This is a genomic window from Streptomyces sp. NPDC093111 (genome assembly GCF_040683955.1).
Classification (GTDB): Bacteria; Actinomycetota; Actinomycetes; order Streptomycetales; family Streptomycetaceae; genus Streptomyces.
Genome location: NZ_JBFBNW010000004.1, coordinates 139414 through 152786, shown reverse-complemented (window position 1 = coordinate 152786; position 13373 = coordinate 139414). Strand labels below are relative to the sequence as shown.

Sequence of the window (13373 nt, the reverse complement as noted above, 5' to 3'; positions counted from 1 at the left end):
CTGTTGCGGGGCGTGGACGTACGGTCCGTGTTCCCTCGCCCCGCTCGGGACGCGAGAGAGCCTCTGGCGAGGCAACGCCGGAGGCTCAACGACCCCCCGCCCGTAATCCCACGAACGACCCCGCGCGCCGGGCCCGTATGCCTGGCGACGCGAGAAGAGGAGCTGCCCGGTGCAACCCGCGATGCCCGAGCCCTATTCCGACCAGGGCACGACCGCGTGGCCGCCGGTTGCCGTGCCCGGCCAGCCGGGCCGGACCACAGTCGAGACCGGCCAGGCCGCCGACGATCCGGCACAGACCTCGCCGCCCGACGAGCGGTGTCCCGAAAATGAACGGCCCGACCTCGACCCCAAGCGGTGTCCCGAAACGGAACGGCCGGATCCGGAGCCGACGCACGGATCGGAACTGCTCGACGAACTGCGTGAGCGGATATCGAAGTTCGTCATCCTGCCCTCCGAGCAGGCGCTCGACGCGGTCACCTTGTGGGTGGCGGCGACGCATCTGCAGCCCGCGTGGCAGCACGCCCCGCGCCTGGCGGTGGTGGGGCCGGCGAAGCGGTGCGGCAAGTCGCGGCTGCTGGACGTGCTGACCGAGACGGTCCACGAGCCGATGCTCACCATCAACACCACGCCGGCGGCGGTCTTCCGCTCCATCACCGAGGAGCCGCCCACGCTCCTCGTGGACGAGGCGGACACGATCTTCGGCACGCCGAAGCAGGCGGAGAAGAACGAGGAGATGCGCGGCCTGCTGAACGCCGGCCACCAGCGCAACCGGTACGTGACCCGGGTGGTCGGCAACGACCACACACCCCACCGGTTCGCCACCTTCGCCATGGCGGCCATCGCCGGAATCGGCGACCTGCCCGACACGATCATGGACCGGTCGGTGGTCATCCGCATGCGCCGGCGGGCGGAAGGCGAGAGCGTCCGCCCGTTCCGGTCGCGGCGGGACATCCCATCCCTACACGGCCTGCGTGACCGCATCGCGACCTGGGTGAGGCCCCTGCTGGACGAGGCCGCCGACCTGGAACCGGCGATGCCGGTCGAGGACCGGGCAGCCGACACCTGGGAACCGCTCGTCATCGTCGCCGACCTCGCGGCCGGCACCTGGCCTCGCCGCGCCCGTACCGCGTGCGAGCAGATGGTCGCCGCCGAGGCGGCGGCCGAGGAGGACCACCCCAGCGGGGCCCGCATCCTGGCCGACATCCGGCGCGTCTTCGTCGCCCAGCGCGAGGTCGACAGCCTCTCCACGGAGGAGCTGATCCACCATCTGCGCCAGGATCCGGAGAGCCCGTGGGCCGAGTGGGGGCGCAGCGGGCTGAGCCCGCGCGACCTCGGCTCGATGCTCCGGCAGTTCGGCATCAAGCCCGGGAACGTCCGCATCGCCGACGGAACCCAGCGCAAGGGCTACATGCGCAACAAGTTCCTCGACCCCTGGCGCCGCTACTGCCCGACCGTCCACCCGGTCGACGCCACACCCACCCTCCCGCAGGGCTGACCCTGTCCCACCCCCAGGTTGCCGTCCTTGCCGTCCCTGCCGTGATCGCGCAGGTCAGAGGGCATACGCGCAAGACGGCAACGGGGCCCAAGACGGCAACACGATCACCATCGACCGCGCAGACGGCCGGGGCGTTGCCCGCATCCGTCTCGTGCCGTCCCACGCGTACGCGCCGTATCGCCGCAGGTCACCGGCCATGAGGCCAAGACGGAAGGCCGACCCGTGCCGTCCCCGCCAGGGCGCGGCCAAGACGGACACCGACCGGGCCTGCCGTACCGGCCCTGACCTGCGCTTGCAACGGCCAAGACGCCCAAGACGCATCACGCCACCACCACAGGAGCTTCCCGCTTGAGCACCCCTGCCATACCCGCCCACCAGGCGACGGCCTGGGACCGCGCCGCGATCCTCGCCCTCGGCGCCGCCGCGTGTGCCCTCTCGTACGACGCACTCCAGCAGATGGCCGTCGCCATCCACATCCGTGGGTTCCTCACCTACCTCTTCCCGCTCGTGATTGACGGGTTCATCGCCTACGGGGTACGAGCCCTCCTTGTCCTGCGCACCGCCCCGTTCCGAGCCCGCCTCTACGTATGGACCCTGTTCGGAACGGCGACCACGGCGAGCATCTGGGCGAATGCCCTGCACGCTCTCCGCCTCAACCAGCAGGGGATATCCGACGGCCTGTACCTGGGTGACGCCACGGTGGGCGTCCTCTCAACCATCGCGCCGCTCGCTCTGGCCGGCGCGGTCCACCTCCACATCCTGATCACCCGCGAGACCACCACCGAGGCTCCGGAACAGCCTGCCGGGGATGCGGAGGCCAAGCGGCGCGGGGGACGACCGCCGGACGCCTCGCTGGAGGACCTGGTCGAAATAGGCCGCGCCGCTGCCGCCGAGCAGGGCGAGCTGTCCCGAGCGGTTGTACGCACGGCCGTGCAAGCCCAGGGGCTCGGCATGGCCGGCAAGCGACTGACCGAGGTCATGAACATCCTCCGGGCCGAGGCGAAGGCCGCTTCCGAAATCTCCTGACCGGCCCAACCCCGAGCCCGGACGGGGTGGTCGGAACCCTTCCGACCACCCCGACCGCGGCCTTGTCCACACCCCGGGGGCCGCCCCTGTGGATACGGCACATGCCCTCCCCGTGCCCCTACGCCTGCCCCGTCCCGCGCATCGGAGAACGCCCGTGCCCCGTGACTCCCACGACGACGCCACTACCGGCACCGACACGGCGTCCCTCCAGCCGAAGTCGCCTACGTTCATGGACCGTTTGCGGCTGGCGTTCGGACGGGCGGCTCCTGGCGGAGCCAGTAGTACCCCGAGTCCGACTCGAGGCCGGTCTTCGGGGATCTCCGCCCCAGGGGTGGCGGAGACGGCCCAGCGCCAGGGGGCGCCTGACCGGGAGGTCGGGACCGAGGGCGGCCCCGACCTGGACGAGCTCCACGCAGTCCAGCAGCAGATCCTCCGCCCCGCACCCGCCACCGAACCGACGGCCGGTGAGCGAGCGGTGCAGAACGCGCGGCCGGCGATCCGCCGATTCATCGGCACCAAACGGACCGTCCGCGTCGGCCCGCTGCGGTTCACCGCCGACGAGCACGCCGACCTCCAGGAAGCCGCTGCCGAGCACGGCTACAAGGGCGAGTCCGGCTTCGCCGCCGACATCGTCCTCGCGTTCGTATCTGGTCGGTTCACGGCGAACCTGCCGCTGTCCGAGGACCGCCGCCGCACCCACATGTTCCGCGCACAGGTGCTGCGCGAGCTCAACCGCATCGGCGTCAACGTCAACCAGATCGCCCGCGCCCTCAACAGCGACCTCACCCCGCCCGACACCCGCCACCGACTCGACGAGCTGCACCGCCTGCTGGAGCTGATCGCCGAGGCCCTGCGCGAACCGACCGAATCCTGGAAGGACCTGGCCGCGTGATCGCCGCCATCAAACCGGCCGGGTCCAACACCCGTGGGCTGCTCGCCTACCTCTACGGCCCCGGTCGCCACGACGAGCACACCGACCCGCACATCGTCGCCAGCTTCGTCATGCTTGGCATGCCCGACCCCGGCCGCGACCCGGACGCCACCCTTACCCAACTCGCCCGCCACCTCGACGAGCCCGTCCATCTTCGGAACAGCGAGTTCGGAAGGAAGGTCACCGACCACGTCTGGCACTGCCCCATCCGTACCGCACCCGAAGACCGCTACCTCTCCGACACGGAGTGGGGCGAGATCGCCCAGCGGATCGTCGAAGCCGCCGGCATCGCCCCGCCCGGCGATGACCTCGGCTGCCGGTGGATCGCCGTACGTCATGCCGACGACCACATCCACATCCTCGCCACCACCGTCCGCGAGGACGGCCGCCGTCCCAAGCTCCACGACAGCGGCATCCGCGTCGGCGACGCCTGCCGCCAGATCGAGAAGGACTACGGCCTGCGCCAGCTGAAGAAGGGCGACCGCACCGCTGGACGCCGACCCTCCCAGGCCGAGATGCACAAGGCCCAGCGCCTCGGCTGGGAGCAGACCAGCCGCGACTGGCTCCAGGACCGCATTCGCGCAGCCATCCCCCACGCCGGCAACACCGAGGAACTCCTCGCCTACCTCGAAGCCGACGGCATCGCGGTCAAACCCCGCCGCGGACCGTCCGGAGCACTCCTCGGCTACGCCGTCGGCCGCCCCGGCGACCTCAACAAGGACGGCGAACAGATCTTCCACCCCGGCGGAAAGATCGCCCCCGATCTCACCCTCCCCAAGCTCAAGGCCCGCCTGGGGACCACCGCGCCGGAGGAACACCCCACCGCCCGCCGCGACCAACCTGCCAGCCCCTGGCACCAGGCCATCGACGCCCTCGACACCCTTCGCACCGGCATGGACGACGATGCCCACGCCCAGGCCCACATCACCGCGCTCGGCGACCTCATCGAAGCCACCGCCCAGAAAGCCCCCGCTCACCTTCACGCCGAACTACGAGTGGCCTCACGGGCATTCGTACGAGCTCAGCGCTCCCAGATCCGAGCCGAGAACCAGGCGGCCACCACCTTGCGCAAGGCCGTCCGCGACCTTGCCCACACCGCCACCGGCCCCGACGGCAGCGCCCTGGCGACCCTGCTGGCCGCCCTCGCCTGGGCAACGATCGTGGCTGCCCGCTGGCACGAGGCGAAGAACCACGCGCACCAGGCCGAAGCCGCCCGCCAGACCCTCCACCACCTCCAGGCCGCCGCCGACCGAGCCCTCACGCCCGTCGTCGTCAGCCTCGCCACCCGCCGGCCGAGCGATCAGGCGCGCCGGACCCTGGCCCACGAAGTACGGGCGGCCGTCCCCGACCACGCCGACCGCATCCTCACCGACCCCGCCTGGCCGGCCCTCGCCACCGTCCTCGCCGACGCCGAAGCCGGCGGCCACAAACCCCACCAGCTCCTCAAGGAAGCCGCCGCCCAGCGCGAACTCACCACCGTCCGCCAACCCGCCCGCGTCCTGATCACCCGCATCCAGCACACCAGCCGAAACCCCGCCCCCAACCCCCGCGCCGAAGCCGCCCGCCGCCGCACGATACTGTTGAACGGCTTGGGAAGCACCCCCAGCCCCCGTGGGGACATCTCAGTGGCTCCTGCGGTTAGCCGAGCGACCCGTCCGGCGCGTTAGCTCACCGAGCTAATGGTGAGCAGCGGTCTCTCTCCAGACCACTCGACTGTCAGTGGCCGTCGGTATCGTCGCTTTCGTGTATGTGCTGGTAGGCGACCGGAGGCGTGGAGTGATTGGTGAGGGGGAGCCAGCGTGAACACCGTTAAAGCTCGGGTCTGGCGGTTCGAACCACGGTCAAGCGGGCAAGGAGCTGCGTGGATCATCGGTCGCGGGCAACTGCCGGTTGGACTGGCTCGGCTGGTCCACATCAATGCACTGGCCTGCGACCTGAAAGGCGTCGTCGCCCTTCAGACCAAGGAGCTGGAAGCCCGCCTTCTTCTCAGTTACGTCGACGCTCCAGGAGGGAGTCCCCTCCAACTCGATCACCCGTCCCTTATGGCGAGTTCTCGGCACATACGCAGCTTCGTCAGCGAGTGTGCGGGGCTCGGGCTGCTGACCGCAGCGAGTGAAGCCCTGTTCTTGTGGACGGACGGAACCCACCAACTGCACAGCTTTGATGCTCTGCCGCGACCTCTGTCGAAGTCGTATCAGGGCAGTGGCGTGCGCCCTGATCTCCTGTTCCATGTACCGGAGGGGCCAATCGCGGGGGAGGCCCGTGGGCGGTATCGCAAACAGAAGGAGCTGTTGCCCAAGCGCCTTCTCTCGGAACAGCGACGGCGACTCGCTCAGCTCACGGCCTGGTCTGCTGCTCACGGCGACCACTCCTATTTCATGAGCTGGGTCTACGTCGGTCCAGCAGGGGTGGCTGTGGACATCTTCATCCCCGAAGGCAGTGCATCTGGCGACACGCTGGTAACTGACTGGGCAGACGCGGAGGACGGGGACGGCCAGGAGCAGCCCTTCGACTGGGGCGAGCCGAAGGCGGACGCAGCCTCTGGCCCCAACGCTCTCCCGTCGAATCAGCCGTCCCTGGCGATGGGAGCGGCCAGCGGCGTCGCAGGCGAGGAGATCACGGAGTTCGAACCACTTGCGCTCATGGCGGAAGAACCCACGCGGCCTCCCCAGGAAATTGCAGAGGACGTGGTGAGAAAGCTCTACGAATCTGCCCCCGAATCAGACCAAGAGGCCACCCTCGCAGGAATCAACGTGCGTGGCCGTTGGGTACCGGCTGATGCTTTGGGGCCTGCGAAGCACGAAGTCATGGTTGGAGTTCTTGCTCAGAGGCCGCCCCGGCAGGTGGCGATTCGGGAAAGGATGTCACGGTCGGAAGGGCGGTTTGACGTGTGTCTCGACGGACGGCTTCTCACTGTCGTTCGACCTGCTGCAGCACCTAAGCCGGGGTGGCGTCAGTTGGAGCGAGTGTTGTTCGACCCCCGCTAGCGAGGTATGTACTGGCACAGCAACGATCTGCTAGGAAGCGGGCAGAGCGTCGCGGACTAGTTCGGCGGAGCCTCCGTCGTAGGGATCCCTCGACGTGCCGGTAGGACCACGCCGTGGCTCGGAGTCGCTCTCAGGAGAGCAGGGTCGCGTCGAGGTACTCCTGCACCGGCTCGAAGAGGCCGTACGGCACGTACTCCGGGATCTCGCCATGGGCGACCCACGCCAGTTCGGCCAGCTCCTCGGTGTCCGCGACGTGGGCCGTGCCGTCCAGTACCTCGCATGCGGTGTACGACATCAGCCGGCCCGTCTTCGGGTGGACTCGCTCGCCGAGGAGCTTCACGGCCGCCACGGTCAGCCCGGTCTCCTCCTGGGTCTCACGCACAGCGGCGTCCTCGCGGGCCTCGCCAGGCTCGACCTCACCGGCAGGGAACTGCCAGGACAGCTGTCCCTCGCTGACCCGGCGGCGCACCATCAGCACGCGTCCCTCGTTCACGACGATCGCGGCGGCGATGCCCGGGCGCTCGTCCGTGTTCTGGTTCGTCACGTCTGCTCCTCCAGGACGGCCAGGATGGGTGGGAAGATCGTATCGACGGGGATGAAGCGGGGCACCGAGTTTCTGGGGACCCACATGACGTCGATGTTCTCGGCCGCATCGCTGTTCGTGGCCTCGCCGGCCAGGTACTCGCACAGGAAGTACTCGCACAGCACGCCTGTTACGGGGTGAAGGCGGTTCCCGAGGTGCTGCCGAACCGCGCAGTGGACGCCCGTCTCGTCCAAGGTCTCCCGCACGGTCGTGGTCTCCGCCTTGCCCCCCGGCTTGATGACGCCGGCCGGGAACTGCCACGTGATTCCAGCGGCGTCGTCGTCCCGTCGGCACACCAGGAGGACATCGCTGTCGCGGACGACCACCGCGATGGCCACCCGCAGCGCCTGCGCGCCGGGCGGCGTCGAGTCCGCTGGGGCCTGTTCCTTCGCCAGCAGGAGCGCGAAGCGCTGTCGCGCAGCCGCAGGAGCCTGCTCATGGGCTGTGTCGAGGAGCTGCTGCATCTCTCTGCGAGGCACGAGGGCCGCGTCGGCGTGCCAGGTGGCCACCGTCCTCACGGCGATGCCGAGGTGGGCGGCGAACTGTTCGTTGCCGAGGCGTAGGGCGGACTGCAGCAGGCAGGCGTACCGGCCGCTCCAGCGCTCGATCACGTCCACAAGACCGTCCCCTCGTCGCCGCCCCGGTGCAGGAACCCGCGCGCCGAAAGTGCACTCCCACCGCACTGGCACTTCATGGTCACGCGGGAAGAGCCCCGGAAGAATCGGAGTCACCAGGGGCCAAGGAATCACCCGCCGAAGGCTCAGTCCCTGGAAGACGTATGAGAGGCGCGAGAGCGCCAGACGACCACAGGGAGATTCTAGATGCGCACCCCCAGCGGATAGCGGAGACAGAGAAGTTGGCCGAATCGGGCCTCTCGTTGGGCTGATCGGACGCACCTTGGCCGGCATTCGCCCGTCCGGGGCATTGCCCGCACGCCCGAACCGCCCTGCCAGCGCCGGTAACCTCAGCAGATGACGGCTGATTGTCCGTCATGTTCGGTTGCTAGCAAGGCGAAAGGGAGTCAATGGCCGAGGTTCAGGCACACACTGTCGAGCGCACGCTCGTCCTGCTCAAGCCCGATGCGCTGGCGCGTGGCCTGGCAGGAAGGGTCATCGCTCGATTCGAGGATGCCGCGCTGAAGATCGTCGGCACGAAGATGAAGTGGATGGACGAGGAGTTCACCCGCAAGCACTATTTCGATCTTGAAGAGCGGCTGGGTTCGGAGGTCTACAACCTCACGGCGACGTTCATGCAGCAGGGGCCGGTCATCGCCCTGGTGCTGGAAGGCTTCGACGCCATCGCCACCGTCCGCAAGATCGTCGGCAGCACGTACCCGAACCAGGCTCCGGCCGGCACGGTGCGGGGCGACTTCTCGCACTACAGCGCGGCGGCCAGCATTGCCTCGGGCAAGGCGGTCGCGAACCTCGTGCACGCCTCCGGTAACGCGGAGGAGGCCAAGCAGGAGGTGGAGCTGTGGTTCGACAAGGACGAGCTGCAGGACTACAAGACGCTGGCCGAGATCTACACGTACTAGCAGCGGGTCACGGCGTCACGACGGGGGCGCCAGGGCGTTGATCACCACTGGGGCACGACCGTTTGAACCGAGAGGGCACCATGACCAACCAGACCCGCCTGGCCTCCACCGACGAGCTGGAGTCGATCTTCCAGCGTGAGCTGGCGACCGACCGGTGGGCCGCCACCGAGACCGCGTACGCCCTGGCCGTGCGCCACCGCGACCTGGGCGACTGGCCCGCGTCGCAGGAATGGGCCCAGCAGTGCCTGCGTCTGCTGGAGGGCTTCCCCAGCAAGACGGAGGAGCAGGTCGCCACCGGCCGTACGTCGGTGGGAGGCGTCCAACTGCCGACGTACCTGCACTCGGGTGTGGTCGAGGAGCGCTTCGGCATCCTTGGCTGACACCCGTCGCATCACAGGGGTGATGCGGCCGGCACCCGCATCGGCCGCATCACCCCACGTTCGACCACCAACCCCATAGCGATCGCCCGGTCGGGCAGTCCCCTCGCGGCAGGGTCCGGCTGGCTTCGCCATGCCTGAAACGAGGAGGCAGCAGCACCGTGGCCGTCGAGATCGAGATGCGCGCCCGCTTCACCAAGGAGGTCCACGACCAGCTCGTCACCCGCCTGAAGGCGGACGGGGAGGACCTGGGCCCCGACGACAAGCACATCTACTTCTTTGTGCTCCCCGACCAGCTCCTGAAGGTCACCGACAACACCGCCGCCGGCACCGCCAAGATCACCCTCAAAGGGAGCAAGATCGGGCAGGGCGCGGCCTTTGCGGAGACCGAGTTCGCCATCGCCCCCGCCGACGTTCCCGCCGCGGTGAAGGTGTTCAACGCCCTCGGGTTCGAGGCGGCGATGCACGACGCGTTCACCTTCCGTCACAACTTCCGCCTCGACGACATCGAGATCGCGGTCAAGTGGAGTGAGGCGTGGGGCTACCACGCCGAGTTCGAGGTCCTGCTGGAGGACGGCGCCTCGGACGCCGCCCGCGCCGAGGCCGAAGCCAAGATCACGGACGTCGCCACGGCGCTCGGCGTGACCCTGATGACGGAGCAGGAGCTGGCCGACTTCACCGCCGCCTTCGAGGCCGCCGAGAAGGAGCGCAAGGAGCGCGAGCAGCAGGCCGCGCCGATCCGGTAGGGAACATCACCGCGGAAACCACCAAGGGGGTGGGCACGAGTGAGCACGACCCCGTTGACCGCAAGTCTGATCGACCTGGCTGCCCGAGGGCAGCTCCCGCTCCACCAGCACATGGACCACGCCACCGTCGCGTGGATCAGCGACCACAGGCCCGATCTCCCGCCGGCAACGCGGCCGGCCTTGCGCCCGCAGTCGAAAGAGCTGCTCGCGCACGGCGGACTGCCCACCCGGTGGTGGGCCGACCCCCGCCTGTACACCTCGCTCCACGGCGTCCGCCACGCCATGAGGACGGCGGCGCTCGCCGCCGTCCTCGCCGAGACGAATGGCCTCGACGACGCCGACACCGCCACGGCGATCCTCGCCGCCGCCGTACACGACTGCCAGCGGCGCCACGACCAGGATGACCGCGGGCATGGCGCCCGCGCGGCCATCTGGCTCGCCGCGAACGCCGACACCGTCTGGGGCCACTTCGGCCTCGCCGCCACACCCCGGCGGATCGTGCAGGCGGCCACCGCCGTCCGACTGCATGACGTCCCGTACGAGGCGTTCACCGCGGACGACAAGTCCGACCACGCCCGGGCCGAGCGCATCACCGACGTGGTTAAGGCCGCCGATGCCCTGGACCGCTACCCTGCCGAAGCTGAAGTGGTGGCCGGACTCCCGATACGTTCGCGAGCCCGCCTTCGACCAGCTGCGCGGCCTCGCCTTCGACCTGGTCCTGGTCTCGGAGCGGTCCTACCTTGCCGGGGCCAGCGGGAGCGCGGCTGTCCGCTACGCGCTCGCCGAGAAGGGCCTGGTGTGACCATGGACTTCCTCGATGCCTACCACCTGTGGGCCGACGCCCACGCCTTCTTCGACTCCACCCTCATCCCCAGCCCCGCCGACCCGCTCGCCACCCAGACCGCGGGCTGGGAACGACGGCTCGCCGAGGAGACCCCGAATGGCCACCTGCTTCGGCAGAACGCTCTCTTCGAGGCCCTGAGCGGAAACGGCAAGCTGCACCTCCTGCACGTCACCCACGCCCTGGAGGAGATCAGCCGGCAGGGAGTGCTCTACCCGTCGGGCGGCTGCCTCGTCGGAAGCATCTACTGCGCGCCGCTCACCGCGACCGACCAGGGCTTCCGCATGCACAACCTGGGCGCCTACATCCTGACCAAGGAAGCGCCGGCCTTCCTGGCCGAGCTCGGCGTGACCAATCGAGTACCCACCCCGCTGATCTTCGAGATCGACACCCCGTCGCAGGCGTATCGCGGTCTCGCCGGCGTGGACTACCTGCGGTTGGGCCTCATCCACCTGCAGATCTACAGCCACCTCGAATACCTGCTGAGCAAGAACGAACGGCACCAGCTTCGCGAGACCGTCGTCAGCCGGGTCAAGAACTCGGCCGCGTTCCTCGCCACCGCTGCCGCCGTCGCCTACCAGGGCACCCAGGTCGACGCCGAGCCGTTCCTCAAGCTCCTCGACGAGACGATCCCCCGACTGCCGATCCTCGGCTACCTGTACTTCGAAGCGGTCGCCGAGTACCTGATGCTCCACTCGACGTCTCTCCACACCCGGCGCCTGGCGGAGCTCGGCGAGCTGAACAACTGGCTGTACAAGGAGATGCTGTTCGCCTCCTTCCCCGCCATGGCCGGCAAGTTCGACCTCGCGAGGTTCCGTCCCCGTCCGAAGCAGCTGGCCGCGCTCATCCACCGAGTCGACCCGACCATCGACACCGACCACGCGAGCGCGTACCTGGTCGAGCGGATCAGCTACCTCGCCGCCGCCCGTCTCTTCGCGCCCGGTGACGCCCCCGAAGCCTGGCACCACACGCGCTGGGAGTTCGACTCCCTGGCCGCGCAGCTCGGACCGCTCCTCGGTCACCTCATCCACCGGGAACTGCGCACCTTCGGCCGCTACCCCGACTTCTACTTCTACTTCGACCAGCACAAGGCGCTGCAAGCCTGGAACTACTGGAACCACATGGACATCGTCGCCCCGTCCAACGGCACGATGCCCAAGGGCGAGATCGGCATCAACCCGGCCTACCCCAACCTCGACTACCGCGTCTGGCGCGCCGAGCAGGACGATGCCGGCCAGCTTCACCCGGCCGAGGAGCTCTCGCTGACCATCGCCCCGCGGCTGGTGGACATCAAGTACACCCTCATGCGCAACAACCAGTGGACCGCCCCCGCGTCCAGCGTCGCCTGACCATCGCCGCCACCCGCGGCGCACCCCACCCCGAGCAACCTCACACGCAGGAGATCCGTGATGAGCCCCTCCGGCATGCCCTCCGTCGACCTCCTCGGCGAGTAGATCGCCTCCGTCCTCGCCGACCCCGCTACCACCCACGGCCTCGCCCGCACCCTCCGGGCCGCCGCCAAGGAGATCGAGCTCCACCGCTACCACCACGCCAGCCGGCGCGCCTGGCCCAACGGCCGCATCGACGACAAGCCCGCCAAAGTGCAGATCGGCGGCGGGGCCCACCGCATCGACGGCTTCTTCAATATCGACCTCGTCCCGCCGGCTGACCTCCTCTGGGACATCCGCGAGGGCATCCCCCTCCAGGACGACAGCGCCGACGAGATCTTCTCCGAGCACTTCCTGGAGCACATCGACTACCCGCGCTCGGCCAAGCACTACGTACGCGAGGCCCACCGTGTCCTCGTGCCGGGCGGCCGGATCATCACCGGCATTCCCGACGCCGCCTTCGCTCTGAGCCAGTACCCAGGCCCCCTGGACACCTCTGACGAGACGATCGGGCGCTGGTACGCCAAGCGCGGCTGCCGCGGCGACATCAACACGCGGCTCGACCTCGTGAACCTCGTCTTCCGCGACCAGGACGACGACCCCACGTACACCCCGCACCTGTGGGCCTACGACCACGAGAAGCTCGTCCAGCTCTTCACCGAGGCCGGCTTCACCACCGTCGAGCCCTGGACCTTCGACCCCACCATGGCCAACCCGAAGCGCCACTGGGGCAGCGTCTACGTCGTCGCTACGAAGTAGCCCCTCAAGCAGCCCGCGAGGCCGAGACGCCCCGGTCCCTAGCCATCCCGGCCTCGCGGGCCTCCACCCACGCCATAGCGCCGCACCCGCCCGGCCACGCCGCCGAGGGAGCCACCCGCATGAACCAGGTCCCCCCGTCCATCAGCGAGCTGACCCTCGCCGCCACCCCCAACGCCGTCGCCTGGGCCCGCCGCCACACAGTCGACATTCTCCAGCGCTGGCGCTTCCCCGACGAGGGGATCGAAGTCGCCCGGCTCCTCGTTTCGGAACTGGCTACCAACGCGATTCAGCACGCCCGCCCAGCGGTGCCGTCCGCCACCACCAGCGCCGAATCCGTCGGCCCTGGCACGATTGTTCTCCAGCTCTGGCCCACTGACAGTGGTGTCCTTATCTCGGTTAGCGACCACGACCCTCGGCCACCGACGCCCCGTGCCGGCGACGGCAGCGCCACTGGAGGCCGCGGACTGGTTCTGACCGAAGCGATGGCCAACCGATGGGGCTACTACCCCACCCAGCTGCACCCGGGAAAGATCGTCTGGGCCGAAGTGCCCACCCGCCCACGGGCGACACTCAGCGAACCCGGTGCCAGCGGCCCGGAGATCAGCCCGCTCATGATGGGGCAAGTTCTCACAGCGCTGCGCGACCTGTAGCCGTACCGGCGACTACGCTCGGCGATTCGAAGCCGTCTGGGCCAGCGCGGATAAGG

General features: G+C 69.2%; 13 protein-coding genes and 1 pseudogene. 12 read left to right on the top strand and 2 right to left on the bottom strand.

What is annotated here, in order from left to right:
* Positions 1 to 169: 169 nt before the first annotated feature.
* From AB0Q96_RS07770 to AB0Q96_RS07750, 5 genes are all read left to right on the top strand, one after another.
* Positions 170 to 1495 (top strand): DUF3631 domain-containing protein, encoded by a 1326-nt coding sequence (locus AB0Q96_RS07770; protein ID WP_365322740.1) that lies wholly within the window; start codon positions 170 to 172, stop codon positions 1493 to 1495.
* A 348-nt stretch (positions 1496 to 1843) separates the two neighbouring features.
* Positions 1844 to 2521, top strand: a complete 678-nt coding sequence (locus AB0Q96_RS07765) for a DUF2637 domain-containing protein (protein ID WP_365322738.1) — start codon at positions 1844 to 1846, stop codon at positions 2519 to 2521.
* Positions 2522 to 2852: 331 nt separating this feature from the next.
* Entirely contained in the window at positions 2853 to 3413 is a 561-nt protein-coding gene (locus AB0Q96_RS07760) for a MobC family plasmid mobilization relaxosome protein (protein ID WP_365322736.1), read from the top strand.
* Positions 3410 to 5119 carry a mobilization protein gene (locus tag AB0Q96_RS07755; protein WP_365322734.1) on the top strand — a complete coding sequence of 570 codons (1710 nt, stop codon included), beginning with the start codon at positions 3410 to 3412 and terminating at the stop codon, positions 5117 to 5119. The genes AB0Q96_RS07760 and AB0Q96_RS07755 overlap by 4 nt, the downstream gene beginning before the upstream one ends.
* A gap of 132 nt (positions 5120 to 5251) precedes the next feature.
* Entirely contained in the window at positions 5252 to 6439 is a 1188-nt protein-coding gene (locus AB0Q96_RS07750; protein WP_365322732.1) for a hypothetical protein, read from the top strand.
* A 130-nt stretch (positions 6440 to 6569) separates the two neighbouring features.
* Here AB0Q96_RS07750 and AB0Q96_RS07745 read toward each other — a convergent pair whose 3' ends face one another.
* Together AB0Q96_RS07745 and AB0Q96_RS07740 are read right to left on the bottom strand one after the other, a co-directional pair.
* Entirely contained in the window at positions 6570 to 6983 is a 414-nt protein-coding gene (locus AB0Q96_RS07745) for an NUDIX hydrolase (RefSeq protein ID WP_365322730.1), read from the bottom strand.
* Positions 6980 to 7639 carry an NUDIX hydrolase gene (locus AB0Q96_RS07740; protein ID WP_365322728.1) on the bottom strand — a complete coding sequence of 220 codons (660 nt, stop codon included), beginning with the start codon at positions 7637 to 7639 and terminating at the stop codon, positions 6980 to 6982. The genes AB0Q96_RS07745 and AB0Q96_RS07740 overlap by 4 nt, the downstream gene beginning before the upstream one ends.
* Positions 7640 to 8046: 407 nt before the next feature.
* Between AB0Q96_RS07740 and AB0Q96_RS07735 the strand changes: the two genes are divergently transcribed.
* The 7 genes and pseudogenes from AB0Q96_RS07735 (at position 8047) to AB0Q96_RS07705 (ending at position 13317) form a co-directional block, all read left to right on the top strand.
* Positions 8047 to 8556: a nucleoside-diphosphate kinase gene (locus AB0Q96_RS07735; protein WP_365322726.1), complete on the top strand. Its 510-nt coding sequence runs from the start codon at positions 8047 to 8049 to the stop codon at positions 8554 to 8556.
* Between the two features lie 80 nt (positions 8557 to 8636).
* Positions 8637 to 8936 carry a hypothetical protein gene (locus AB0Q96_RS07730; RefSeq protein WP_365322725.1) on the top strand — a complete coding sequence of 100 codons (300 nt, stop codon included), beginning with the start codon at positions 8637 to 8639 and terminating at the stop codon, positions 8934 to 8936.
* 158 nt (positions 8937 to 9094) lie between these two features.
* Positions 9095 to 9679, top strand: a complete 585-nt coding sequence (locus AB0Q96_RS07725; RefSeq protein WP_365322723.1) for a hypothetical protein — start codon at positions 9095 to 9097, stop codon at positions 9677 to 9679.
* Positions 9680 to 9718: 39 nt separating this feature from the next.
* Positions 9719 to 10481 (top strand): annotated as a pseudogene (locus AB0Q96_RS07720) (hypothetical protein).
* Between the two features lie 2 nt (positions 10482 to 10483).
* Positions 10484 to 11869, top strand: a complete 1386-nt coding sequence (locus AB0Q96_RS07715; RefSeq protein WP_365322721.1) for a hypothetical protein — start codon at positions 10484 to 10486, stop codon at positions 11867 to 11869.
* Positions 11870 to 11974: 105 nt separating this feature from the next.
* Positions 11975 to 12667: a methyltransferase domain-containing protein gene (locus tag AB0Q96_RS07710; protein ID WP_365323295.1), complete on the top strand. Its 693-nt coding sequence runs from the start codon at positions 11975 to 11977 to the stop codon at positions 12665 to 12667.
* A gap of 119 nt (positions 12668 to 12786) precedes the next feature.
* Positions 12787 to 13317, top strand: a complete 531-nt coding sequence (locus tag AB0Q96_RS07705) for an ATP-binding protein (protein ID WP_365322719.1) — start codon at positions 12787 to 12789, stop codon at positions 13315 to 13317.
* Positions 13318 to 13373 lie beyond the last annotated feature (56 nt).